Source organism: Pseudomonas sp. P4_C1, assembly GCF_056402155.1.
The window spans coordinates 1-23,538 of record NZ_JBFUHY010000077.1; the positions used below are offsets into that span (position 1 = coordinate 1).

Annotated in this window: 24 protein-coding genes; 10 read left to right on the forward strand and 14 right to left on the reverse strand. The window is 58.9% G+C overall.

Going from position 1 to position 23,538, the window contains the following annotated elements; translation table 11 throughout:
• Nucleotides 1-217: 217 nt before the first annotated feature.
• Nucleotides 218-1,417 (reverse strand): tyrosine--tRNA ligase, encoded by a 1,200-nt coding sequence (tyrS, locus tag AC1DU9_RS25210; protein ID WP_223456998.1) that lies wholly within the window; start codon nucleotides 1,415-1,417, stop codon nucleotides 218-220.
• A 211-nt stretch (nucleotides 1,418-1,628) separates the two neighbouring features.
• On the opposite strand from tyrS, the gene AC1DU9_RS25215 reads away from it, so the two are divergent.
• Nucleotides 1,629-3,059, forward strand: coding sequence for a peptidoglycan DD-metalloendopeptidase family protein (locus AC1DU9_RS25215; protein WP_223456996.1), 1,431 nt, complete (start codon nucleotides 1,629-1,631; stop codon nucleotides 3,057-3,059).
• 3 nt (nucleotides 3,060-3,062) lie between these two features.
• Nucleotides 3,063-4,154 (forward strand): anhydro-N-acetylmuramic acid kinase, encoded by a 1,092-nt coding sequence (locus AC1DU9_RS25220; protein WP_223456994.1) that lies wholly within the window; start codon nucleotides 3,063-3,065, stop codon nucleotides 4,152-4,154.
• A 68-nt stretch (nucleotides 4,155-4,222) separates the two neighbouring features.
• On the opposite strand, the gene erpA is transcribed toward AC1DU9_RS25220, so the two are convergent.
• Nucleotides 4,223-4,573 carry an iron-sulfur cluster insertion protein ErpA gene (erpA, locus tag AC1DU9_RS25225; protein WP_007906865.1) on the reverse strand — a complete coding sequence of 117 codons (351 nt, stop codon included), beginning with the start codon at nucleotides 4,571-4,573 and terminating at the stop codon, nucleotides 4,223-4,225.
• A 166-nt stretch (nucleotides 4,574-4,739) separates the two neighbouring features.
• The gene (gene argC / locus AC1DU9_RS25230) at nucleotides 4,740-5,774 is read right to left on the reverse strand and encodes an N-acetyl-gamma-glutamyl-phosphate reductase (protein ID WP_008051660.1); all 1,035 of its coding nucleotides are present in this window, start codon (nucleotides 5,772-5,774) and stop codon (nucleotides 4,740-4,742) included.
• 135 nt (nucleotides 5,775-5,909) lie between these two features.
• Here argC and hemJ point away from each other — a divergent pair, with 135 nt between their 5' ends.
• The 6 genes from hemJ to coq7 all read left to right on the forward strand — a co-directional run bounded on the left by hemJ (nucleotide 5,910) and on the right by coq7 (nucleotide 10,467).
• Nucleotides 5,910-6,341 (forward strand): protoporphyrinogen oxidase HemJ, encoded by a 432-nt coding sequence (hemJ, locus tag AC1DU9_RS25235; protein WP_223456992.1) that lies wholly within the window; start codon nucleotides 5,910-5,912, stop codon nucleotides 6,339-6,341.
• 33 nt (nucleotides 6,342-6,374) lie between these two features.
• Nucleotides 6,375-7,343 (forward strand): NAD(P)H-dependent flavin oxidoreductase, encoded by a 969-nt coding sequence (locus tag AC1DU9_RS25240; RefSeq protein WP_223456990.1) that lies wholly within the window; start codon nucleotides 6,375-6,377, stop codon nucleotides 7,341-7,343.
• A gap of 93 nt (nucleotides 7,344-7,436) precedes the next feature.
• Entirely contained in the window at nucleotides 7,437-8,402 is a 966-nt protein-coding gene (locus AC1DU9_RS25245; RefSeq protein ID WP_477810960.1) for a DUF805 domain-containing protein, read from the forward strand.
• Between the two features lie 61 nt (nucleotides 8,403-8,463).
• Nucleotides 8,464-9,252 (forward strand): SDR family NAD(P)-dependent oxidoreductase, encoded by a 789-nt coding sequence (locus tag AC1DU9_RS25250; RefSeq protein ID WP_223456986.1) that lies wholly within the window; start codon nucleotides 8,464-8,466, stop codon nucleotides 9,250-9,252.
• 80 nt (nucleotides 9,253-9,332) lie between these two features.
• Complete coding sequence (locus tag AC1DU9_RS25255) at nucleotides 9,333-9,671, forward strand: histidine triad nucleotide-binding protein (protein ID WP_007906873.1); 339 nt, start codon at nucleotides 9,333-9,335, stop codon at nucleotides 9,669-9,671.
• A 148-nt stretch (nucleotides 9,672-9,819) separates the two neighbouring features.
• Nucleotides 9,820-10,467 carry a 2-polyprenyl-3-methyl-6-methoxy-1,4-benzoquinone monooxygenase gene (gene coq7 / locus AC1DU9_RS25260; RefSeq protein WP_477810961.1) on the forward strand — a complete coding sequence of 216 codons (648 nt, stop codon included), beginning with the start codon at nucleotides 9,820-9,822 and terminating at the stop codon, nucleotides 10,465-10,467.
• 132 nt (nucleotides 10,468-10,599) lie between these two features.
• Here the strand turns inward: coq7 and speD are convergent, their stop codons facing one another.
• Nucleotides 10,600-11,391, reverse strand: coding sequence for an adenosylmethionine decarboxylase (gene speD, locus AC1DU9_RS25265; RefSeq protein ID WP_007986012.1), 792 nt, complete (start codon nucleotides 11,389-11,391; stop codon nucleotides 10,600-10,602).
• Between the two features lie 239 nt (nucleotides 11,392-11,630).
• Nucleotides 11,631-12,053, reverse strand: a complete 423-nt coding sequence (locus AC1DU9_RS25270; RefSeq protein WP_477810962.1) for an OsmC family protein — start codon at nucleotides 12,051-12,053, stop codon at nucleotides 11,631-11,633.
• A gap of 228 nt (nucleotides 12,054-12,281) precedes the next feature.
• On the opposite strand from AC1DU9_RS25270, the gene crp reads away from it, so the two are divergent.
• The gene (gene crp / locus AC1DU9_RS25275; RefSeq protein WP_477810963.1) at nucleotides 12,282-12,926 is read left to right on the forward strand and encodes a cAMP-activated global transcriptional regulator CRP; all 645 of its coding nucleotides are present in this window, start codon (nucleotides 12,282-12,284) and stop codon (nucleotides 12,924-12,926) included.
• On the opposite strand, the gene AC1DU9_RS25280 is transcribed toward crp, so the two are convergent.
• The 4 genes from AC1DU9_RS25280 to AC1DU9_RS25295 form a co-directional block, all read right to left on the reverse strand.
• Entirely contained in the window at nucleotides 12,923-13,630 is a 708-nt protein-coding gene (locus tag AC1DU9_RS25280) for a lipoate--protein ligase family protein (RefSeq protein WP_477810964.1), read from the reverse strand. The genes crp and AC1DU9_RS25280 overlap by 4 nt on opposite strands.
• A gap of 143 nt (nucleotides 13,631-13,773) precedes the next feature.
• Nucleotides 13,774-14,610, reverse strand: coding sequence for an indole-3-glycerol phosphate synthase TrpC (gene trpC, locus AC1DU9_RS25285; protein ID WP_223456980.1), 837 nt, complete (start codon nucleotides 14,608-14,610; stop codon nucleotides 13,774-13,776).
• The gene (trpD, locus tag AC1DU9_RS25290; RefSeq protein WP_108231610.1) at nucleotides 14,607-15,656 is read right to left on the reverse strand and encodes an anthranilate phosphoribosyltransferase; all 1,050 of its coding nucleotides are present in this window, start codon (nucleotides 15,654-15,656) and stop codon (nucleotides 14,607-14,609) included. The genes trpC and trpD overlap by 4 nt, the downstream gene beginning before the upstream one ends.
• A 9-nt stretch (nucleotides 15,657-15,665) precedes the next feature.
• Nucleotides 15,666-16,259 (reverse strand): aminodeoxychorismate/anthranilate synthase component II, encoded by a 594-nt coding sequence (locus AC1DU9_RS25295; RefSeq protein WP_007980194.1) that lies wholly within the window; start codon nucleotides 16,257-16,259, stop codon nucleotides 15,666-15,668.
• 408 nt (nucleotides 16,260-16,667) lie between these two features.
• On the opposite strand from AC1DU9_RS25295, the gene estP reads away from it, so the two are divergent.
• The gene (estP, locus tag AC1DU9_RS25300) at nucleotides 16,668-18,578 is read left to right on the forward strand and encodes an esterase EstP (RefSeq protein ID WP_223456979.1); all 1,911 of its coding nucleotides are present in this window, start codon (nucleotides 16,668-16,670) and stop codon (nucleotides 18,576-18,578) included.
• Between the two features lie 169 nt (nucleotides 18,579-18,747).
• Here estP and trpE read toward each other — a convergent pair whose 3' ends face one another.
• The 5 genes from trpE to AC1DU9_RS25325 all read right to left on the reverse strand — a co-directional run.
• Nucleotides 18,748-20,229: an anthranilate synthase component I gene (trpE, locus tag AC1DU9_RS25305; RefSeq protein ID WP_223456978.1), complete on the reverse strand. Its 1,482-nt coding sequence runs from the start codon at nucleotides 20,227-20,229 to the stop codon at nucleotides 18,748-18,750.
• A 70-nt stretch (nucleotides 20,230-20,299) separates the two neighbouring features.
• Nucleotides 20,300-21,118 carry a phosphoglycolate phosphatase gene (locus tag AC1DU9_RS25310; RefSeq protein ID WP_477810965.1) on the reverse strand — a complete coding sequence of 273 codons (819 nt, stop codon included), beginning with the start codon at nucleotides 21,116-21,118 and terminating at the stop codon, nucleotides 20,300-20,302.
• Nucleotides 21,115-21,789, reverse strand: a complete 675-nt coding sequence (rpe, locus tag AC1DU9_RS25315; RefSeq protein ID WP_223456976.1) for a ribulose-phosphate 3-epimerase — start codon at nucleotides 21,787-21,789, stop codon at nucleotides 21,115-21,117. The genes AC1DU9_RS25310 and rpe overlap by 4 nt, the downstream gene beginning before the upstream one ends.
• Before the next feature lie 115 nt (nucleotides 21,790-21,904).
• Nucleotides 21,905-23,053, reverse strand: coding sequence for an iron-containing alcohol dehydrogenase (locus AC1DU9_RS25320; RefSeq protein WP_477810966.1), 1,149 nt, complete (start codon nucleotides 23,051-23,053; stop codon nucleotides 21,905-21,907).
• A 231-nt stretch (nucleotides 23,054-23,284) separates the two neighbouring features.
• Nucleotides 23,285-23,538 (reverse strand): ABC transporter permease (locus AC1DU9_RS25325; RefSeq protein WP_477810967.1); only part of this gene is annotated, 254 nt, incomplete at its 5' end.

A 23,538-nucleotide genomic window follows, 5' to 3' on the forward strand; every position in this document is an offset into this window, starting at 1 on the left:
CCTCAGATCTCTCGTCAGCGGGAGGCGAATTCTACAGCGTTACACGCTGCTGTCAACACCTCTTTTTCAACTCCCTTTTGGCTTCGATGACCTGAAGCAACCCGCTGCCGAAAACTGCGTAACTCATTGTTTACCAAGGAGTTTTCCGTTTCGACTGCGCCGGAAGTGGGGCGAATTATAGGCTTCTAAAATTCGCCGTCAACCCTTTATTTCAGCCTTATTCGGATTTGAGCGTAATACGCGCAAATGCCTTCTTCCCGGCCTGACAAACATGGGTCGCACCCAGTGCATATATAAAGGTGCGATCGACAACCTCACCATCTATACGCACACCACCGGAACCCAGGAGATCTCGAGCCACCGCAGAGTTCTTGACCAACCCCGCCTTATTAAGGACAGCAGCGATCGGCATATCCTCGGTAGCAGTCAATTCGATTTCCGGCAGATCTTCCGGCAGCTCGCCATCCTTCATACGGTTACCGGCAGCACGATGAGCACTGGCCGCAGCCTCCTCACCATGGAAACGTGCAACGATCTCTTCAGCCAGCTTGATCTTGATATCGCGCGGATTGGCACCCGCCTCTACATCAGCGCGGAACGCATTGATCTCATCCATTGAACGGAAGCTGAGCAACTCGAAGTAACGCCACATCAGCACATCCGGAATGGAAACCAGCTTGCTGTACATCACACCCGGCGCTTCCTGGATACCGACGTAGTTGCCCAAGGACTTGGACATCTTCTTCACGCCATCCAGCCCCTCAAGCAGCGGCATGGTCAAAATGCACTGGGCTTCCTGACCATAACCACGCTGCAGCTCACGCCCCATCAGCAAGTTGAACTTCTGATCGGTGCCGCCGAGCTCGACGTCTGCGCGCAGAGCTACAGAGTCATAACCCTGAACCAGCGGATAAAGGAACTCATGAATGGCGATTGGCTGATTGGTTGTGTAGCGCTTGTCGAAGTCATCGCGCTCGAGCATGCGAGCCACGGTGTACTGCGAAGTCAGGCGAATGAAGTCGGCCGGCCCCATCTGATCCATCCAGGTGGAGTTGAATGCCACTTCGGTCTTTGCYGGGTCCAGAATCTTGAAGACCTGAGTCTTGTAGGTCTCGGCATTCTCGAGGACCTGCTCGCGAGTGAGCGGCGGGCGCGTGGCACTCTTGCCGCTCGGATCACCGATCATCCCGGTGAAGTCACCTATAAGGAAGATCACCTGATGCCCCAGCTCCTGGAACTGGCGCAGCTTATTAATAAGCACGGTGTGACCCAAGTGCAGATCCGGAGCCGTTGGATCGAAGCCCGCCTTAATACGTAGCGGCTGGCCACGCTTGAGCTTTTCAATCAGCTCGGACTCGACCAACAGTTCTTCCGCACCACGTTTGATCAGCGCTAGCTGCTCTTCAACCGACTTCATAACAGACCCGCAAGGCTCAGATTCAAAGGGAACCAACCATACAAGATCGCGCGTCAAATACAAGGTTTGCCCGGCGCACGGACGCCAATCCGCAGACAGAGCGCCTGCGGACTTGCTTCAGAGATGATTTGGTTATATTTTATACAGTTATTTCATCTTCATCATGTCATTCATCTTTTCCAATTCATCTTTTTCAAAGTCAAAACCACTTATGACCACAGAATCGTCTAAAGCGCCGCCGCTTTACCCGAAGACCCACTTGCTTGCCGCAAGTGGCATCGCCGCCCTTCTCAGCCTGGCGCTTCTGGTATTCCCTTCCAGCGATGTTGAAGCCAAAAAGACAACCCTGAGTCTTGAACTGGAAAGTCCTGCTGAACAACTGACACAAGATCAAGACGCTGCTGACGCCGTTCAAGCCACAAATGAACCAGCAACCTCCCCCTTCGCGCAGATCGACAACAGCGCCGAAGACATCCAGGAAACCGCTCAAGCCGAATCGGCACCCGCACCTGCGCCGGTCGTCGAAGAAAAGAAGCCGGCCAGCCACAGGGAAGTGATCGTAACCAAGGGTGACACCCTCTCTACACTGTTCGAAAAGGTCGGCCTCCCAGCCACCTCGGTGCGTGAAATACTGGCCAGCGACAAGCAGGCCAAGCAGTTCAGCCAGCTCAAGCATGGGCAAAAACTCGAATTCGAACTGAGTCCTGACGGTCAGTTGACCAACTTGCACAGCAAGCTCAACGACCTCGAAAGCATCAGCCTGACCAAGAACGAAAAGGGCTACACGTTCAACCGCATTACCGCGAAACCGACCGTACGCTCGGCTTACGTTCACGGCGTGATCAACAGCTCGCTGTCGCAGTCTGCAGCCCGAGCCGGCCTGTCTCACAGCCTGACCATGGACATGGCCAGTGTGTTTGGCTACGACGTAGACTTCGCCCAGGATATTCGCCAGGGCGATGAATTCGACGTGATCTACGAGCAAAAAGTGGTCAACGGCAAAGCCGTCGGCACTGGCCCGATCCTGTCGGCGCGCTTCACCAACCGCGGCAAGACCTACACCGCCGTGCGCTACACCAACAAACAAGGCAACAGCAGCTACTACACCGCTGACGGCAACAGCATGCGCAAGGCATTCATCCGCACACCGGTGGACTTCGCCCGCATCAGCTCGAAATTTTCCATGGGCCGCAAACACCCGATCCTGAACAAGATCCGCGCCCACAAAGGCGTCGACTACGCAGCACCGCGCGGCACGCCGATCAAGGCAGCCGGCGATGGCAAGGTCTTGCTGGCCGGTCGCCGTGGTGGCTACGGCAATACCGTGGTCCTCCAGCACGGCAATACCTACACCACGCTCTACGGCCACATGCAAGGCTTCGCCAAAGGCGTGAAGACTGGCGGCACGGTGAAACAGGGCCAGGTGATTGGTTATATCGGCACCACCGGTCTCTCCACCGGGCCGCACCTGCACTACGAGTTCCAGGTCAATGGCGTGCACGTCGACCCGCTGGGCCAGAAACTGCCAATGGCCGATCCGATTGCCAAGGCAGAACGCCCACGCTTCCTCGCCCAAAGCCAGCCACTGATGGCGCGCATGGAACAGGAAAAAGCCACTCTGCTGGCTTCGAGCAAGCGCTAAGTCATGGCGCTCTATATAGGTGTGATGTCCGGAACCAGCCTGGATGGCCTGGATATCGCACTGATCGAGCAAGCCCCGGCGATCAGACTGATCGCCTCCCACTACATCCCGATGCCCGACTCCCTGCGCGCCGAGCTCCTCGGCTTGTGCGCCAGCGGCCCGGACGAAATCGCCCGCTCCGCCATTGCCCAGCAGAACTGGGTGAAACTGGCAGCCCAAGGGATTCATGCTCTTCTCGCTCAACAGCAACTGAAGCCCGACGACATTCGTGCGATCGGCAGCCATGGCCAGACCATCCGCCATGAACCTGCACGCGGTTTCACCGTGCAGATTGGCAATCCGGCCCTGCTGACAGAGCTGACCGGCATCACCGTGGTCAGCGACTTCCGCAGCCGCGACGTCGCTGCCGGCGGACAAGGTGCTCCGCTGGTTCCCGCCTTTCACGAAGCCTTGTTTGAAGAGCGTCCCGGCAATCGTGCCGTGCTGAACGTCGGTGGATTCAGCAACCTCAGCCTTATCGAGCCTGGCAAGCCTGTTGCCGGTTTCGACTGCGGCCCGGGCAATGTCCTGTTGGACGCCTGGATTCATCAGCAACGTGGCGACAACTATGACCGTGACGGCCAATGGGCCGCCAGCGGCAAGGTTGAACCCGCTCTATTGAATGAGCTGCTCAGCGATCCGTTCTTCGTAACCAAGGGCCCGAAGAGTACCGGACGGGAAGTATTCAACCTGCCTTGGCTGACACAGCACCTGGCACAACTGCCAGCCTTCGCCGCCGAAGATGTTCAGGCGACGCTGCTTGAGCTGACCGCGCTGACCATCATCGAATCTCTGCAAAGCGCCCAGGCAGACACGCAGGAACTACTGGTCTGCGGCGGTGGCGCTCACAACACCGCGTTGATGAGTCGCCTGGCCGCCCTGCTGCCAAATGCCAGTGTCAGCAGCACCGCCACTTACGGCGTAGACCCCGACTGGGTCGAAGCCATGGCCTTCGCGTGGCTGGCTCATTGCTGCCTGGAAGGCATTGCAGCCAACCGCCCGAGCGTTACCGGTGCCCGCGGCTTGCGCGTACTGGGCGCCATCTACCCCGCATAAATCCTCCACACAGCAAAACGCCGCAGGGCCCTAAGGCCATGCGGCGCTTTGTAATGCAGGTGCGCTGATCAGATCGAGAACGAAGAACCGCAGCCACAGGTAGTGGTCGCATTCGGGTTCTTGATGACGAAACGCGAACCTTCCAGACCTTCCTGATAGTCCACCTCGGCACCTGCCAGGTACTGGAAGCTCATCGGATCGACCACCAGACTCACACCTTCGCGTTCGACGATGGTGTCGTCATCGGCCACTTCCTCATCGAAGGTGAAACCGTACTGAAAACCTGAACAACCGCCGCCCGTAACGAATACGCGCAGCTTCAAGCGATCATTCCCCTCTTCATCGACCAGGCTCTTCACCTTGTGCGCGGCACCGTGGGTGAATTGCAAAGCCGTGGGGGTGAAGGATTCGACGCTCATGCTGACTATCTCCCGGCGTAACGCCGTCATATTGCGTGATGACGCGCATTATCCGCTTCTCCTAGAAAAGCGGTCAACTATTGTTATGGTATATCAACCACTCCAGTCGCCGGCCCAGAATGCAAAAAGGCCCGTCAGACGGGCCTTTTGCTGTACGCGATAAACCTTACGGCAGCATGCCGGCGTGAGACAGACCCAGACGCTCATCCAGCCCGAACAGTATGTTCATGTTCTGCACGGCCTGACCCGAGGCGCCCTTGACCAGATTGTCGATCACCGACAGAACAACCACCAGATCGCCGTCCTGAGGACGATGTACGGCAATACGGCAGACGTTGGCACCGCGTACGCTACGCGTCTCCGGATGGCTGCCTGCCGGCATCACATCGACGAACGGTTCGTTGGCATAACGTTTTTCAAACAGCGCCTGCAGGTCCACCGAGCGATCAACAACGGTTGCGTAGAGCGTGGAGTGAATGCCGCGAATCATCGGTGTCAGGTGCGGAACGAAAGTCAGGCCGACGTCCTTGCCTGCTGCACGACGCAGCCCCTGGCGAATCTCCGGCAGGTGACGGTGGCCTTTGACCGCATAGGCCTTCATGCTTTCCGATGTCTCGGAGTACAGCGAGCCTACGGAAGCACCACGACCGGCACCGCTGACACCGGATTTGCAGTCAGCAATCAGATGCGCGGTATCGGCCAGGCCGGCTTCGAGCAATGGCAGGAAACCCAATTGTGTTGCAGTTGGGTAGCAGCCCGGCACGGCAATCAGGCGCGCTTTTTTGATCTGCTCGCGATTGACTTCCGGCAAGCCGTAGACCGCCTCGTCCAGCAACTCCGGTGCACCGTGCGGCTGGCCGTACCACTTGGCCCACTCATCCGCGTCTTGCAGGCGGAAGTCGGCCGACAGGTCGATGACCTTGGTCCCGGCCGCCAGCAACTCGCCCGCCAAGGCATGGGCAACACCGTGCGGTGTGGCGAAGAACACCACATCACAGGCACCCAGGGTCTTGATGTCCGGAACACTGAACGCCAGGCCATCGTAATGGCCTCGCAGGTTCGGGTACATGTCGGCCACGGCCAGGCCAGCCTCGGATCGGGAAGTGATGACAACCACCTCAGCTTGCGGATGTTGCGCCAACAGACGCAGCAGTTCGACACCGGTGTAACCCGTGCCGCCGACGATACCGACCTTGACCATAAACCTGCCCTCAACGAACCCACTGGAAAGCCGTCGATAATAGGGGCCGCGCGCCCCTGCGACAACCGTCAAGGTGACGTGCGGAGCGTCAAGCCTCTACTATTGCGGCTAACGTGAATCCTGGAATAACTAAAAATGCTCTATCCGTGGCTCAAAGCGCTTCACATCATCAGCGTCGTGTGCTGGTTTGCCGGCCTGTTCTACCTGCCACGACTGTTCGTTTATCACGCACAAAGTGAAGACACGATCAGCAAGGAACGCTTCAGCGTCATGGAGCGCAAGCTGTATCGCGGCATCATGGGGCCGGCAATGATCGCTACGCTGATCTTCGGCGGCTGGCTGATCAGCCTCAACCCGAGTGCGTATTTCACTCAGGGTGGCTGGATGCACGCCAAGCTGACGCTGGTGGTGATTCTGATCGGCTACCACCACATGTGCGGCGCACAGGTAAAACGTTTTGCCCGTGGCGAAAACACCCGCAGCCATGTCTTTTATCGCTGGTTCAATGAGGTTCCGGTTCTGATATTGCTGGCAATCGTAATTCTGGTCGTCGTTCGGCCGTTCTAAATCCAACAGGCACAACTCACCGGGGTACTTCCAATGTCGCTACCCGCTCTGCTCGAACAAAGTTTGCGTCTGCCTGTAGTGGCAGCGCCGATGTTCCTGATTTCCAATCCGCAATTGGTACTCGCCTGTTGTCGCCAGGGCGTGGTCGGCAGCTTTCCAGCGTTGAACCAGCGCGAAAGCAGTGGTTTCAAGGCCTGGCTGGAAGAAATCGAAGCCGGGCTGGCGACACTGGAAAACCCCGCGCCTTACGCCGTGAACCTGATTGTCCACAACAGCAATCCTCGTTTACAGGCGGATCTTGAGATCTGCGTCGAACACAAAGTACCGATCGTGATCACCAGTCTTGGTGCCGTGAAAGAATTGGTAGACGCGGTGCACAGCTACGGCGGCCTGGTGTTCCATGACGTGACAACTCGTCGTCACGCCGAGAAAGCGGCCGAAGCAGGCGTGGATGGCTTGATCGCCGTGGCCGCCGGCGCCGGTGGACACGCAGGGACCTGGAGCCCGTTCTCGCTGATTGCCGAAATCCGCCAGTTCTTCGACAAGACCTTGTTGCTGGCCGGCTGCTTGAACCATGGCCACGAAATTCTTGCCGCCCAACTGCTCGGCGCGGATTTGGCCTACTTTGGCACACGATTTATCGGCACGACCGAAAGTCACGCGCCCGACGCCTACAAAGAAATGCTGCTGACATCCAAAGCGGCAGACATCATCCATACTCCAGCCGTGTCAGGTGTCCCCGCGAGTTTCATGCGCCAGAGCCTTGAGGCCGCCGGTTTCGACATGGCCGCCTTGCAAGGCAAGGGCGAGATCAACTTCGGTTCCAGGCTCAAACCCGTGAGCGATGAGGCCAAAGCCTGGAAAACCGTTTGGTCCGCAGGCCAGGGTGTGGGAGAAATCGAAGACTTGCCGAGCGTCGAACAGTTGATTGCACGTCTCGACGCGGAGTACCGCACGGCCCTGGAGCAGGCTGCTCAGTTGACCAAACGCTGGCCGCGCTGACAGCAAACCTTGGCCAGTCTTTCCCGGCTGGCCTTACACTGGCCCAGGCACAACATTCTTCTTTCAACCTCTCGCGACAAGGATGCTTCGCACATGGGCGAAAACCATTTCAAGATCGTATTCGAGGGCGCCTTGCTGCCCGGTGTCGACATCACCACGGCAAAGCTCAATCTCGCCGAGCTGTTCAAAAGTGATGTCTCAGCCATCGAGCGCCTGTTTACCGGACGTCCGGTAGCGCTCAAACGCAACCTGTCGCAAGCCGATGCCCAGATCTATCTCCAGGCACTGAGCAAAACCGGTATCGACGCCCGCATCGAAGCCGAAACGCCGATCGAGCTGAACCTCGCCGACGTTCACGACCATCCCTCGGCCAGCAGCCAGGCGGCCTTGGCAGATCCGCAGTCCCCTTACGCGCCCCCTCGCGCACCCGTCGGCGAAGCCATGGCGGAATTCTCCACGCTCAAGCCATTCAGTTTCGATGGCCGTATCGGCCGCTTGCGCTACCTCGCCTGGACGCTGGTGCTGACACTGGTCCTCATGGCTGTTTGCGGGGTGTTTGCATTGCTCGCTCTGGCCCTCATTGGCTCGGATTCGACCGGTGGCCTGACATTGGGCGCCTTGCTGGCCTTGATCCTCTTCGCCGGATTTGTATTCGTCAGCATCCAGATCACCGTTCAACGCTTGCACGATGTCGGCTGGTCCGGCTGGCTGTGGCTGCTGAACCTGGTGCCATTTGTTGGCAGTTTCTTTCCATTCGTGATCATGGTCGTACCGGGCAACGACACAGCCAACCCCTACGGCCCGCCGCCTCCGCCGAACAGTACCGCGGTCAAGGTATTGTCTTCGCTGTGGCTGATCGTTATCGCGCTGGTTCTGTTCGGCTCGCTGGCCGGTGGTCTCACGGCGATACGGGAAGAATACAAAAGCGCCGCCCAGAGCAGCTACGAAAGCAGTTCGGTCACCACCGATGAAATCGACGTCGAAGTCGTACCGGCGCCAAATTCCACCGACGATGCAGCCGAAGAGGCCCAGCCCCCTGTAGACTCTGCGAAAGAATGAACAGCGCTCCTGGCCCGTGACACCTGCGTCGCGGCGCGGAGCTGTTGCGATGGAGAACTGCATGACCCGTTACGCTCTGATCACTGGCGCCTCCAGCGGCATCGGCCTGGCGATGGCCGAAGCGCTGGCCCGGCGCGGCCGCAGCCTGATTCTGGTGGCCCGACAACGTGATCAGCTGGAAAGCATTGCGATTGAACTGACCCAGAGGTTCGGCGTGGAAGTGCTGTTCCGCGCCTGCGACCTGGGCGAACCGCTGCGCCTGTCCGGGTTCCTGCTGGAACTGGAAGAAGGCGACCGGCAGATCGATCTGTTGGTCAACTGCGCCGGTATCGGTACATGCGGCCCGTTTCTGGCCCAGGACTGGATGACCGAGCAAGACCTGATCGAAGTGAACATCCTCGCCCTCACCCGCCTGTGCCACGCCATCGGCAACAGCATGGCCCTGCAAGGCGGTGGGCAGATTCTGAATGTGGCCTCGGTGGCGGCGTTTCAACCCGGTCCGTGGATGAGCACTTATTACGCCAGCAAGGCATATGTGCTGCACTTTTCCGAAGGATTACGCGTCGAGCTGAAAAAATGTGCGATCAAGGTTTCGGTGCTCTGCCCCGGGCCGACCCGCACGGCGTTTTTCCGTACTGCACAACTCGACAGCGACAAACTGACCAACAGCAAACTGTTGATGAGCCCCGAGGAAGTGGCGCTCTACACCGTGCGCGCATTGGAAAAGAATAAAGCGATCATTATTCCCGGGCGGCGCAACCGCTGGCTCGCCTTCCTGCCGCGGCTCGGCGCGCGCTGGCTGACTCGCACCATCGCCGGCATGATCAACAAGGCGTACTGCCCGCGCTGATCCAACTCAAGGTAAAAGGCTGGGCGCAGGCATACGCCATGAGTACACTCAGCCCAGCCCAAACAACGGAGAAAACAGCTGTGGATACTCTGTTCACCAAGATCATCAACCGGGAAATCCCGGCGAAGATCATTTACGAGGACGACCAGGTACTGGCCTTCCACGACATTGCCCCACAGGCACCGGTACATTTCCTGGTGGTCCCGAAAAAACCGGTTCGCACCTTGAACGACCTGACCGAGGACGACAAGGCGCTGGCCGGGCATATTCTGTTCACCGCGCAGCGTCTGGCTCTGGAGTTGGGCTGTGAAGAAGGTTTCCGGGTGGTCATGAACTGCAATGAACTGGGTGGGCAAACCGTCTACCACATTCATATGCACGTGCTGGGTCAGCGCCAGATGCACTGGCCGCCGGGCTGATTACTGCCTCCCCCTGTGGGAGCGGCGGTGCGCCGCTTCCACAAGGGCATCACAGGACTGTCACAGCCTCTGCAGCACAATGACCCAGCGCAATCCTTCCCCGGCCGATTGGGTTAAACTGGCCGCCGAAATTCCCCCGGAGGTCAGCATGACTACCCAACGTCACTACTCGCCAATCGACCGCCTTCTGCTGCAAGCCGATGCCGCGATGCGCACCCTGCTGCCCTTCAGCGGCCAGCCGTACCGTCCGTCGCCCGCCATCGTGCAGCCGGATGCGAAAATGAGCGACGAAGACACGCGCCATGTTGCCAGCCTGATGCGCATCAACCATACCGGCGAAGTCTGCGCCCAGGCGCTGTACCAGGGGCAGGCGCTGACCGCCAAGCTGCCGCAAGTACGTGCTGCGATGGAGCATGCCGCCGAAGAAGAAATCGATCACCTGGTCTGGTGCGAGCAACGCATCCATCAACTGGGTAGCCACACCAGCATCCTCAACCCCTTGTTTTACGGCATGTCGTTCGGGATTGGCGCAGTGGCCGGCCTGATCAGCGACAAAGTCAGCCTGGGTTTCGTCGCGGCGACGGAAGACCAGGTGTGCAAACACCTGAACGAACATCTGGAGCAATTGCCGGCCGAGGATGAAAAATCCCGGGCGATTCTTGAGCAGATGCGCATCGATGAAGAACAGCATGCCGAAAGTGCGCTGGAGGCTGGCGGGTTCCGCTTTCCGGCACCGGTGAAGTTCGGGATGAGTCTGATGGCCAAGGTGATGACCAAGAGTACTTATCGGATCTGATATCTCTGTTGCCTGATAAGGCCTCTTCGCAGGCAAGTCGGATCGCCGCACCGCCGCTCCCACAGGTTTTGGTGGTAACAATAAAAAAGGCGACTGCCGTGAGGGAGTCGCCTTTTTTGTGCTCGATGAATCTTACGCCATGTTACGCGCGTAGAAGATTTCGAGCATTTCGTGTTTCACCCGCTCGGTCACCTGGGCGCGTTGCTCAGAGGACAGGTTGCTGGTGGCGTCGCCGAACAGGTAGTTATCCAGTTCGAAGTTCTTCAGCAGCATCTTGGTGTGGAACAGGTTTTCCTGGTACACGTTCACATCGGTCATCTGATACGCGTCGTACGTGTCATCGGAGAGGTAGTTCTGGATCGAATTGATCTCGTGGTCGATGAAGTGCTTTTTGCCTTCAACGTCACGGGTGAAACCGCGCACACGGTAGTCCACGGTCACGATGTCCGAATCGAACTGGTGAATCAGGAAATTGAGCGCTTTAAGCGGTGAAATGACCCCGCAAGTCGACACGTCGATGTCCACTCGGAAGGTTGCAATACCGCTGACCGGATGGATTTCCGGGTAGGTGTGCACCGTGATGTGGCTCTTGTCGAGGTGAGCAAGAATGATTTCAGGCAGCGGGCCCGGGGATTCTTCGATCTGACTGTCGGTCGGGGTTACCGGCTCTTCCGAGATCAGGATCGTGACGCTGGCGCCCTGCGGCTCATAGTCCTGACTGGCAATGTTCAGGATGTTGGCACCAATGATATCGACAACTTCCGTGAGGATCTGCGTCAGGCGTTTCGCGTTGTACTCTTTATTGATGTACTCGACGTAAGCCTGCTGGTCTTGCGGGGTTTCCGCGTAGCAGATGTCATAGATGTTGAAGCTCAAGGTCTTTGTCAGGTTATTGAACCCGTGGAGCTTGAGTTTGCTTTTCACCGTTAAAAACTCTCTATGTGTTTGCGGCCCGGCCGCGTGATCAAGCATGCCCGTCAAATGCGAACAACGCACCTGCGTAGGACGGTTAACACCTCTTCGCGATGGCGATTTTGGTTGTCTGTTCGGGTGCGAGGCCTGTCGGCTGACGGGCCACTACCCTGAAAAAAGTGGCGCATTATGCAGACGTCAGCTTGTGTTCGCCAGAGTCTGCACTGCTTTTATGATAGTTGAATGTCGATTCAACCGAGCTCGATGATTTCATAGTCGTGGGTAATTGCCACGCCTGCCGCGCCGAGCATGATCGAGGCCGAGCAATACTTCTCGGCAGACAGCTCGATGGCGCGTTTGACCTGGGCTTCTTTCAGCCCGCGGCCCTTGACCACAAAATGCATATGAATCTTGGTGAATACCTTTGGATCTTCGGTCGCACGCTCGGCTTCAAGGAACGCTTCACASCTTTCGACCGCCTGGCGGGACTTCTTGAGGATGCTGACCACATCGAAATTGCTACAACCGCCGACACCCAGCAGCAGCATTTCCATCGGCCGGACACCCAGGTTACGTCCGCCGGCATCGGGCGGACCGTCCATGACCACGACATGACCGCTACCGGATTCGCCGAGGAACATGGCTTCGCCAGCCCATTGGATGCGTGCCTTCATCGCCAAGACTCCACTGTATAAAAAAGGGTCGCCAGCTTAGCACAGGCCCCGTGATTGACAGCGCCCGGCGTCTTAGGACATATCCCACTGCCTTGTAGGTAAATGCTCGAATATTGCAGGAAGTGTCTGTTAAGCTGACGCCAATTCAATGGCGTATGGCCAGCTTTACTCCAGCGTTCACTATTCATAAAAACCAAACACACCGTGCAGTCTTTTCGGGATACAACCATGGTTGCGATTGCCCCCAACCCCAAGATCAAGAACCTCGACAAGCTGTTGATGCATTGCCAGCGCCGCCGCTATCAGGCCAAGAGCAACATCATTTGTGCCGGCGACCGCTCGGAAACGCTGTTCTTCATCATCAAAGGCTCAGTCACCATCCTGATCGAAGATGACGACGGCCGGGAAATGATCATTTCCTACCTGAACGCCGGGGACTTTTTCGGCGAGTTGGGCCTGTTTGAGCAAGCCGGCCTGGAGCAGGAGCGCAGCGCCTGGGTGCGGGCCAAGGTTGAATGCGAAGTCGCGGAAATCAGCTACGCGAAATTCCGCGAGTTATCCCTGCTGGATCCGGAAATTCTTTACGTCCTCAGCGGACAAATCGCACAGCGCCTGCGCAACACCACGCGCAAGGTCGGTGACCTGGCATTTTTTGACGTGACCGGCCGCGTTGCCCGCTGCCTGCTGGAGCTGTGCAAACAGCCAGACGCCATGACTCACCCCGATGGCATGCAAATCAAGGTGACCCGTCAGGAAATCGGGCGGATAGTCGGTTGTTCCCGGGAGATGGTCGGTCGCGTCCTCAAGGATCTGGAAGAACGCAACCTGGTGGGCGTCAAAGGCAAGACCATGGTGGTCTTTGGTACGCGTTAAGCGTTGAACATCTGTGCCAGCATCAACCGGTAGAGTTCGTCCAGACGTGCCAGTGCATTGGGTGCCGTGAACTTCTCATGCAGCGCGATGTGGCTTTCGGCGCGTACGCGGTGCTCCAGCCCGCAGGCCTCGTTGAAACGATTGACCGCGGTGACCATCGACTCTCGCTCGTTATCGATCAGCATCGCTCCGTGGACCAGTCCTACCGGACGCTGCCCACTCTGGCTCTGACTCTGGCGCCAGCGCTGGGCGGTACCGACCATCTTGCGTCCGTCGAGGTTGACGTTGAAGCGACCGTCACAAAAGGCGCCTTCAATTTCACCCAGGGATGAAGTGCCTCCCAACTCATCCAGTAACTGACAGATTGGATCGCATAGACGCCGGTAGCCGAATTCGATGCGGTTAAGGTCGCCTTCGCTGCGCGGCGGTGCGTAGACCAGAGCGATGTTGATCGTAGTGTCGGATTGCGGAACGGGTTCTCCGCCGGTATCGCGCAACAACACTGGCCAGCCTGCCGCTGCCGAGACTTCACATGCGGATTCAAAGCCTGGCAAGCGATTCAAGCGACGCGGCATCACTAATGCCTGGTCACTCGGTTGCCAGAACAACAGACCGAATTCCGCGTTGCCGGCACAGACCGAGGCCAACAGATCCTGTTCGGCTTGCAGGCCGGCTTCGATGGTCAGGGAAATAGGTGAGGTCATAAGGTATTCCGTAGGACATAAAGTCTGTGGTGCTTCTTATGCCGCTATCGCGAGCAAGCTCGCTCCCACATTTGATCCCGGCAGCCCATAGATTTTCTGGCCACCATCAAACCCTGGGGGAGCGAGCTTGCTCGCGATGCTTTTTAGTCGAGAGTCGAGCCGCTGACAGGCACACCGCGCTCAGGAAAGAACAGACGCTGCAACTCGGTGCCCGGGCTTTCGGCGCGCATGAACGCCTCACCGACCAGGAACGCGTAGACGTCGCTGATTTCCATCAGTTCGACATCGGCGCGGTTGAGAATGCCGCTCTCGGTGATGACCAGACGATCGCGCGGAATACGTGGCAACAGGTCGAGGGTGGTTTCCAGGCTGACATCGAAGGTATGCAGATTGCGGTTGTTCACGCCAACCAGTGGAGTGTCGAGGGTTTTCAAGGCCCGCTCCAGTTCGTCGCCGTCGTGGACTTCCACCAACACATCGAGATTGACGCTTTTGGCCACGGCGGCCAGTTCGGCCATTTTCACGTCATCCAGCGCGGAAACGATCAACAGCACGCAATCGGCACCCAAGGCCCGGGCTTCGACGATCTGGTATGGATCGATCATGAAGTCCTTGCGGATCACCGGCAGCTGGCACGCCGCGCGGGCCTGCTGCAGGTACGCATCGGCGCCCTGGAAGTAGTCGATGTCAGTGAGTACCGACAGGCAGGTCGCGCCGCCCTTCTCGTAGCTTCTGGCGATGTCGGCGGGAACGAAGTTTTCGCGGATCACGCCTTTGCTCGGCGAGGCTTTCTTGATTTCGGCAATGACTGCCGGCTGCTTCAGCTTGGCCTGAGCCAGCAAGGCCTTGGCAAAACCACGGGGCGCATCGGCCACCTTGGCCAGCCTTTCCAGCTCGGCGAGGCTGACGCGAGCGCTGCGCTCGGCCACTTCCTCGACTTTGCGCGCCAGAATCTTTTCCAGAACCGTCGGTATACTCATCCCTCATTCTCCACTTTGAATACCGCGGTAAACGCACCCAGCTCCTCGAGCTTTTCCCGAGCGAGGCCGGTGTGCAGCGCATCGTGCGCAAGTGCAACTCCCTCTTTCAAACTGCTGGCATGATCGGCGGCGTACAGCGCGGCACCGGCATTGAGCATGATCATCTCGGCCGCTTTCTGACCGTTTTCGGTCTTGCGCTTGCCCAAGGCATCGCGAATCAGTTCCAGGGACGCCGCCGGGCTATCCACCGCCAGGCCATGCAGGCTCTGGCTCTTCATGCCAAGGTCTTCCGGCTCGACCCAATACTCGGTGATCTGGCCATCCTTCAACTCAGCGACAAACGTTGGCGCAGCCAGGCTGAACTCGTCCAGACCATCCTTCGAATGCACCACCAGCACGTGTTTGCTGCCCAGACGCTGCAGCACTTCCGCCAGCGGCCGGCACAGGGCCTGGGTGAATACTCCGACCACCTGATGCTTCACACCCGCCGGATTCGTAAGCGGGCCGAGCATGTTGAACAAGGTCCGCAGACCCAATTCGCGGCGCGGGCTTGCAGCGTATTTCATCGCAGAGTGATGGGTCTGGGCAAACATGAAACCAATACCAACGTTGTCAATACAGCGCGCCACTTGCACCGGTGTCAGGTTCAGGTAGATACCGGCCGCCTCCAGCAGATCGGCACTGCCGCTCTTGCCCGAGACTGCACGGTTGCCATGCTTGGCCACGGTGCAGCCAGCAGCGGAAACCACGAACGCAGCAGCGGTCGACACGTTGAAGATATTGGCACCGTCGCCGCCAGTGCCCACCACATCGACCACACCGTCGAGGGTCTTGAGTTCGACCTTGTCCGCCAATTCGCGCATCACTGACACCGCGCCGACGATTTCGTCGATGCTTTCGCTCTTCATGCGCATGGCCATCATGAACGCGCCAATCTGCGCGTCCGAGCATTGCCCGGTCATGATTTCGCGCATGACATCGCGCATTTCATCGGTGCTGAGGTCGAGATGATCGACGATGCGGCTCAGGGCTGTCTTGATATTCATGAAARGTCCTTAGCGCGTGCCGCCGGTTTGTTTGAGGAAGTTGGCGAACAGTTCGTGGCCCTGCTCGGTGAGAATCGATTCTGGGTGAAACTGCACGCCCTCGATGTTCAGGGTCTTGTGACGCAGGCCCATGATCTCGTCGACCGAGCCGTCTTCAAGCTGGGTCCAGGCCGTCAGCTCCAGGCAATCGGGCAGGGTTTCGCGCTTGACGATCAATGAATGATAGCGAGTGACCGTCAGCGGGCGATTCAGGCCTGCGAACACCCCCTTGTCCTCGTGAAATACCGGGCTAGTCTTACCGTGCATCACTTGGCGGGCGCGCACCACATCACCGCCAAAGGCCTGGCCGATGGACTGGTGGCCGAGGCAGACGCCAAGAATCGGCAGTTTGCCGGCGAAATGCTTGATCGCTTCAATCGAGATGCCGGCTTCGGTCGGGGTGCAAGGACCGGGGGACACAACGATACGCTCAGGATTGAGGGCTTCGATTTCAGCGATGGTCAGTTCATCGTTGCGCACGACTTTGACCTGGGAGCCAAGCTCGCCCAGGTACTGCACAACGTTGTAGGTAAAGGAGTCGTAGTTATCGATCATCAGCAACATGGCGTTAAGAACCTCTTGAATTCACTGACTTTAAAGATGGCCTTCGAATGATTTACCCGCAGAGCGCTGCGCTTTGTCAGATGCTGGAGTAGCGCCAGCAAAGCGGCATTTCAAACAGGTAAAGAAGGCAAAGCGGTACAGGTCCGGCGAGGCCGGCAAAAGAATTCAGGCGCGCCAACGCCAGCGGGCATGTGCCTTGATGACTTGATCCAGGAGTTTACTGATGATCAACACGGGGAAGGTCTCGTTCGTACGTCCCGGCACAGTAACTTAGCTGGGCAGAGCGCGCAATATCGCCGGGGGTGCTGCCCGCGAAACTATCAAAGGCTTCGCGACAGATGGCAAAAGGCCGGAAGTTTTTGGTACTGTCGTTTCGTTCACTACAACAATAAATAAACGGACTTGCTCATGATCAAACAGTCGTTGTTTGTACCACTCGCAGGATGCTTGCTCGCGATCGCATGCGCCCAGGCGAACGCCGCACCTAATCCTTATACAAGTTTCATTGTCTTCGGGGACAGCCTCAACGACGCTGGGACCTTTGCCGACACGGGCGGGCCTGCCGGGGCGACGCAGCGCTTCACCAACCGGACGGGGCCGGTGTACCTGGATGGCAGCGGCGAAGTCCGCTCGCTCAACGCCACGCAGATTCTGGGCGGAAAACTGGGGTTTTCACCAGACCAGACGGCATCCTCTGCTTCAGCAGTTCGCGCCAACGAAGGCCTGCCTGATGGTAACAACTGGGCTGTAGGCGGCTACCGTACCGACCAGATTCTTGATTCGATTACCAGCACCTCCGCCACCGGCGAACGCACCCGGGCCGGCTATCTTCCATCCAATAACTTCCGTGCCGACCCGAACGCACTGTATTACCTGTCGGGCGGCGGTAACGACTTCCTGCAAGGTCGAGTCACCAGTCTGCCCCAGGCCAGTGCCGCCGCCGACCGCCTGGCCGACAGCGTACAGACGCTGCAAACCGCCGGCGCCAAGTACGTCATGGTCTGGTTGCTGCCCGATATCGGCTTTACCCCGGCGTTCAACGGCACCCCGCTGCAAGCGTTCACGTCCCAACTCAGCGCCCAGTTCAACACTGAACTGGTAAGCCGACTGCAAAACATCAATGCCGAAGTCATCCCGCTCAACATTCCGGTACTGCTCAAAGAGACGTTCGCCAACCCGGCACAGTTTGGCCTGGCCACCGACCAGAACCTCATCGCCACCTGCTTCAGCGGCAACGGCTGCACCGAGAACGCCCGCTACGGCATCAACAGCGCCACGCCGGACCCGACCAAGCTGATCTACAACGACTCGGTGCACCCCACCGAAGCCGGGCAGCGCCTGATTGCCGATTACGCCTATTCCCTACTGGCGGCGCCGTGGGAGCTGACCTTGCTGCCGGAAATGGCCCAGGGCACCGTCCGTGCGCATCAGGATGAATTGCGCAATCAGTGGCTGGCCGATTGGGAAAACTGGCAAGGCGTCGGCCAATGGCGAGCCATTGTTTCCGGCGGCGGACAGCATCAGGACTTTGACGGCCAGGACAGCGTGGCAAGCGCCGACGGCAACGGAGCCAACCTGAACATCGGCGGCAGCTACCGTCTCGACGATGCCTGGCGCGTCGGCCTGGTGGCCGGTTTCTATAACCAGAAACTCGAAGCCGGCGCAAACGACTCCGACTACAAGCTCAACACTTACCTGGGCACGGCTTTCGCCCAGTACCAGCAAAACCGTGTGTGGGCTGATGCGGCGTTGACGGCTGGGCATCTGGATTACGACAGCCTCAAGCGTAAATTCCAGTTGGGCGCCAACGAGCGCAGCGAAAAAGGCGACACCAGCGGCTACGTCGAGGCCTTCAGCGCACGCGTGGGTTACGACATTGCGCAACAAGCCAGCAGCCCTTGGCACCTGTCGCCGTTTGTCAGCGCCGATTTCGCCAAGGTGCAAGTCGACGGTTACTCGGAGGACGGCAACGATTCCACGGCGCTGACCTTCGCCGATCAGGAGCGTATTTCCCGGCGTCTGGGCGCTGGCCTGCAGGGCAAATACCAGATCACCCCGCAAACCCAGGTTTTCGGCGAAGCGGCAATCGAACGTGAGTACAACGACGATACCCAGGACGTGAGCATCAACCTCAACAGCCTGCCAAACAACCAGTTCACGCTGGCAGGCTACACCCCRCAAAGTCACTTGCAACGTGTGAACCTGGGGGTGAGCCACAACCTCACCAAGGAACTGGCACTGCGCGCCAGCTACAACATCCGCAAGGACGACGACTTTACCCAACAGGGCATCAACGTAGGTGTTGCGCTGGACTTCTGATGTGCAGCCAATAAAAAACGCGGCGCCCTCACAGGCGCCGCGTTTTTTTATGCTGGTGAGGTCATTGTGGGAGCGAGCTTGCTCGCGATAGCGGAGGGTCAGACAACATCAATGTGACAGTGATGGCCCCATCGCGAGCAAGCTCGCTCCCACAGGATTTGTGGTTAGCTCAGTTTTCCGGGGTTTGTTCTGCCAGCGCAACGGCGCGGAACATCGCGCGACGCTTGTTCAGGGTTTCTTCCCATTCCAGCGCCGGCACCGAGTCAGCCACAATGCCGCCACCGGCCTGCACATGCAGTTCGCCGTTCTTGATCACCGCCGTGCGGATCGCAATGGCGGTGTCCATGTTGCCGTTCCAGGCGAAGTAACCGACCGCGCCGCCGTAGACGCCACGCTTGACCGGCTCCAGTTCGTCGATGATTTCCATCGCACGAATCTTCGGTGCGCCGGACAACGTGCCCGCCGGCAGAATCGCCCGCAGTGCGTCCATTGCCGTCAGTCCGGCTTTCAGTTGCCCGGTGACGTTGGACACGATGTGCATCACGTTGGAATAACGCTCGATGACCATTTTCTCGGTGAGCTTCACCGAGCCGATTTCCGATACGCGACCGGTGTCGTTGCGACCGAGGTCGATCAGCATCAAGTGTTCGGCGATTTCCTTGTCGTCCGACAGCAGGTCTTTTTCCAGCGCCAGATCAGCCTCTTCGTTGGCGCCCCGTGGACGGGTGCCGGCAATCGGGCGCACGGTGATCAGGTTGTCTTCGACCCGCACCAGCACTTCCGGCGAACTGCCGACGACATGGAAGTCGCCGAAGTTGAAGAAGTACATGTAAGGCGTCGGGTTGAAGCAGCGCAGCGCGCGATACAGATCGATCGGCGCCGCCTTGAAGTCGATCGACATGCGCTGGGACGGCACGACCTGCATACAGTCACCGGCCAGGATGTATTCCTTGATGGTGTCGACGGCTTTTTCGTAATCGTTCTGGGTGAAGCTGGAGCGGAATACCGGATCGGCCGCTTGCTGCTTGCTGAAATCCAGGCCACGGCGTGGGGTGATCGGCTGACGGAGTTTTTCCAGCAGCTCTTCCAGGCGTGCGCGACCTTGTTCGAAGGCGTCTTCCTGCGCCGGGTCGGCCAAGACGATTGCGTGCATCTTGCCGGCCAGGTTATCGAACACCACCACCGCGTCGGAAACCATCAGCAGGATGTCCGGCACGCCCAGCGGATCCGGGTTCGGGCACTTGCCCAGACGCTTTTCCACATAACGCACGCAGTCGTAACCGAAGTAGCCCACCAGGCCGCCGTTGAAACGCGGCAGGCCGGCAATGGTCGGCACGTTGTAGCGAGCCTTGAAGGCTTCGACGAAGGCCAGCGGGTCTTCCACGTCGTGGCTTTCGGTTTCGACACCATCGACGGTCACGCTGACGTGATGGTCATGAACCCGCAGCACGGTACGGCACGGCAGGCCGATGATCGAGTAACGGCCCCACTTCTCGCCGCCCTGTACGGACTCCAGCAAGTAGGAATTGGGCTCGTCGGCCAGCTTCAGGTAGATCGACAACGGTGTGTCGAAGTCGGCCAGGGTTTCACAGGCAAGCGGGATGCGGTTGTAGCCGGCAGCGGCCAAACGCAGGAATTCTTCGCGGATCATGAGGTGCCTCGTGGCTTGAGGATCGAACAGTCAGGTATGCAAACGCGCCGGATAGCCGGCCAGGATCAAGTCAGGCGCGCCAACGCCAGCGGGCCAGGGCCTTGATGACTTTCATCCAGAGTTTGCGAGTGACCACCACGATGGCGTTTCCAGAAGGGGGTTTGACAGCGTCGACCAACGTTATCTCAGCGGCCGGATCCAGGCAACCGGGAATTAGTTTGCGCAGGTCGTCGATCACCAGTGCCGGCGACTCTTCGGCAATCGGCCGTCCATGGTTATAGCCGTAGCTCAGGGCCACGCACTTGACCCCCGCCGCTTTCGCCGCCAGCACATCGCTGCGCGAATCGCCGACGAACAACGACTGCGAAGCCGGAATGTTGGCCATTTTCATCACGAAAAACAGCGCGGCCGGATCAGGCTTTTTCTGTGGCAGGGTGTCACCGCCGATAATCCAGCGGAAATAGCGGCCGATTTTCATCTGATCCAGCAGCGGCGCGACGAAACGCTCCGGCTTGTTGGTGATCAGTGCCATCTCGACGCCTTGTTTGTTCAGCCACTTGAGGGTGTCACGCACGCCGGGGTAAACCACCGTCAGCTCATGACCGTCCTCGTAAAAGCCGTTGAACAACTCCAAGGCATGCTCGGCCTCGACTTCATCGACACCCTCGGCGTCGATATGGTTGGCCAACGCCCGGCACACCAACATGTGTACGCCGTTGCCCACCCAGTCACGCACCGATTCGATGCCGACAGGTTTGCGCCCGAGTTTGAGCAGCATCTTGTCCACAGCCACCGCCAGGTCCGGGACCGAGTCGATCAACGTACCGTCCAGATCGAACATCACCAGCCGCGGCAGCTTCCCCGAGAACAGCTGCTCAAAGCCACTCATGGGCGAGCCAGCGCCAGTTCGGTACGCATCTTGTCGATGACTTCCTGATAGTTCGGCGCATTGAAGATGGCCGAGCCAGCGACGAAGGTGTCGGCACCGGCCGCCGCGATTTCGCGGATGTTGTTCACGTTCACGCCGCCGTCGATTTCCAGGCGAATGTCACGGCCCGACGCATCGATCAGCGCCCGCACTTCACGCAGCTTGTCGAGGGTGCCGGGGATGAACTTCTGCCCGCCGAAGCCCGGGTTGACGCTCATCAACAGGATCATGTCGACCTTGTCCATGACGTGCTTGAGCACATCCAGCGGGGTCGCCGGGTTGAACACCAGGCCCGACTTGCAGCCGCCTTCGCGGATCAATTGCAGGGAGCGGTCGATGTGCTGGGTGGCTTCCGGGTGGAAGGTGATGTAAGTAGCGCCGGCTTCGATGAAGTCGCCGACGATGCGGTCCACCGGGCTGACCATCAGGTGCGCGTCGATCGGCGCGGTCACGCCGTACTTGCGCAGTGCCGCGCAGACCATCGGGCCGATGGTCAGGTTCGGTACGTAGTGGTTGTCCATGACGTCGAAGTGCACGAAGTCGGCGCCAGCGGCCAGGACGTTGTCCACTTCTTCACCCAGGCGGGCGAAGTCGGCGGAGAGAATCGACGGAGCAATTACGAAGGGCTGCATGACGCACCTTTTCTGAGCGGAATCACGATGGCGCGCATTGTATACCTCATGCTTTGACGCGCGCACCGTGAGCGCGATGATTGGACCTTGCCATCATTCATCAACGGCAGAAGCTCTAGTACGCCGCGCGATAGATCTTTTCGATATCGACGGCACTCAACTTACGCGGATTGTTGCGCATCAAGCGCTCGACCCCCGCCGCTTCCACGGCCATGAACGGAATGGCGTCCTCGGGCACACCGAAGCTGCGCAGCCCCTGGGGAATTTCCACGGCGGCACACAGCTCGGTCATGGCTTGCACGGCTTTGTCGGCCGCTTCGTTGATGCTCAAGTGAGCGGTCTTCACGCCCATGGCCTCGGCGATATCCTGCATGCGTTCGATGCAGGCCATCTTGTTCCAGGTCATGACATGGGGCAGTAGCAAGGCATTACTGACGCCATGGGCAATGTTGAAACGCCCGCCCAGCGGATACGCCAGCGCATGCACCGCGCCAACCCCGGCATTGCCGAACGCCATGCCGGCCATCAGGCTGGCGGTGGCCATGTCTTCCCGGGCTTGCAGGTTCGACGGGTTGGCGTAGGCCTTGGGCAATGCCCTGGCGATCAACTTGATGGCGCCAATGGCCAGGGCATCGGTAATCGGCGAGGCATTGACCGACAGATAGGACTCGATGGCATGCACCAGCGCATCGATACCGCTGGCCGCCGTGACGCTGCGCGGACAGGTCAGGGTCATTTGCGGGCTGACCAGCGCCACGTCCGGCAACAGGTAGTCGCTGACGATGCCCTTCTTCAGTTGCGCGACCTTGTCGGAAAGGATGGCGACGTTGGTCACCTCCGAGCCGGTACCAGCCGTAGTCGGGATGGCGATCAGCGGCGGGCCTTTGCGCGGGACCTGATCGATACCGAACAGATCCTCCAGCGCGCCGTGGTATCCGGCATAGGCCGCCACGCTCTTGGCAATGTCGATGGCACTGCCGCCGCCCAGGCCGATCAAGCCGTCATGCCCGCCGTCGCGATAGACCTGCATGCAATCTTCGACGATGGCAATTTCCGGGTCCGGCAGTACCCGGTCGAAAATCTCGTAGCTGCGTTCGCCCAGCTGCGCCAGTGCCAGTTCTACTGTGCCGGATTTCACCAAAGCGACATCAGTGACGATCAGTGGGTTGTCGATGTCCAGACGCGTCAGCTCGGCAGACAGTTGCTCGATGGCACCTGCGCCGGTGATCAATTTGTGAGCGATTTTGAAAGAGGAAAGACCCATGTGCGCAGCCTCTTATAGGTAGGGGAGCTGGGCACAATAGTAGCTGGGGATTGCGGGTTGTCTTCTATTCAGGCGGTGAATGACCGACCCTGCCGAAAACCACAAAAAACACCTGTAGGAGCGAGCCTGCTCGCGATGAACCTGAGAGCGCCGCGGGGTGTCAGATTTCCCGCGGTATCGTTGAAGTTCATCGCGAGCAGGCTCGCTCCTACAGTTGATCGGGGTGATCCGTCAGACCTGCGCAGTACGCAGTTTCTCGCTACGCCCGCGCAACCATTCCAGGGTCAGCAACARGAWCACCGAGAAGGCAATCAGCARSGTCGCGGCGGCGGCAATCGTCGGGCTGAGGTTTTCGCGGATGCCGCTGAACATCTGACGCGGCAGGGTCGCTTGCTCGGGGCCGGCGAGAAACAGCGTTACCACCACCTCATCAAACGACGTGGAGAAGGCAAACAGCGCCCCGGAAATCACGCCTGGTGCAATCA

Bases quoted from the DNA above. Each gene is read 5' to 3' on its own strand.
- coq7 (WP_477810961.1), top strand. From the start codon at position 9,820: ATGACTACCCAACGTCACTACTCGCCAATCGACCGCCTTCTGCTGCAA.
- AC1DU9_RS25295 (WP_007980194.1), bottom strand. From the start codon at position 16,259: ATGTTGCTGATGATCGATAACTACGACTCCTTTACCTACAACGTTGTG.
- crp (WP_477810963.1), top strand. From the start codon at position 12,282: ATGGTTGCGATTGCCCCCAACCCCAAGATCAAGAACCTCGACAAGCTG.
- trpD (WP_108231610.1), bottom strand. From the start codon at position 15,656: ATGAATATCAAGACAGCCCTGAGCCGCATCGTCGATCATCTCGACCTC.
- AC1DU9_RS25220 (WP_223456994.1), top strand. From the start codon at position 3,063: ATGGCGCTCTATATAGGTGTGATGTCCGGAACCAGCCTGGATGGCCTG.
- AC1DU9_RS25250 (WP_223456986.1), top strand. From the start codon at position 8,464: ATGACCCGTTACGCTCTGATCACTGGCGCCTCCAGCGGCATCGGCCTG.
- trpE (WP_223456978.1), bottom strand. From the start codon at position 20,229: ATGATCCGCGAAGAATTCCTGCGTTTGGCCGCTGCCGGCTACAACCGC.
- AC1DU9_RS25240 (WP_223456990.1), top strand. From the start codon at position 6,375: ATGTCGCTACCCGCTCTGCTCGAACAAAGTTTGCGTCTGCCTGTAGTG.
- AC1DU9_RS25280 (WP_477810964.1), bottom strand. From the start codon at position 13,630: ATGACCTCACCTATTTCCCTGACCATCGAAGCCGGCCTGCAAGCCGAA.
- erpA (WP_007906865.1), bottom strand. From the start codon at position 4,573: ATGAGCGTCGAATCCTTCACCCCCACGGCTTTGCAATTCACCCACGGT.
- AC1DU9_RS25245 (WP_477810960.1), top strand. From the start codon at position 7,437: ATGGGCGAAAACCATTTCAAGATCGTATTCGAGGGCGCCTTGCTGCCC.
- AC1DU9_RS25215 (WP_223456996.1), top strand. From the start codon at position 1,629: ATGACCACAGAATCGTCTAAAGCGCCGCCGCTTTACCCGAAGACCCAC.
- AC1DU9_RS25320 (WP_477810966.1), bottom strand. From the start codon at position 23,053: ATGGGTCTTTCCTCTTTCAAAATCGCTCACAAATTGATCACCGGCGCA.
- argC (WP_008051660.1), bottom strand. From the start codon at position 5,774: ATGGTCAAGGTCGGTATCGTCGGCGGCACGGGTTACACCGGTGTCGAA.
- trpC (WP_223456980.1), bottom strand. From the start codon at position 14,610: ATGAGTATACCGACGGTTCTGGAAAAGATTCTGGCGCGCAAAGTCGAG.
- AC1DU9_RS25310 (WP_477810965.1), bottom strand. From the start codon at position 21,118: ATGAGTGGCTTTGAGCAGCTGTTCTCGGGGAAGCTGCCGCGGCTGGTG.
- hemJ (WP_223456992.1), top strand. From the start codon at position 5,910: ATGCTCTATCCGTGGCTCAAAGCGCTTCACATCATCAGCGTCGTGTGC.
- rpe (WP_223456976.1), bottom strand. From the start codon at position 21,789: ATGCAGCCCTTCGTAATTGCTCCGTCGATTCTCTCCGCCGACTTCGCC.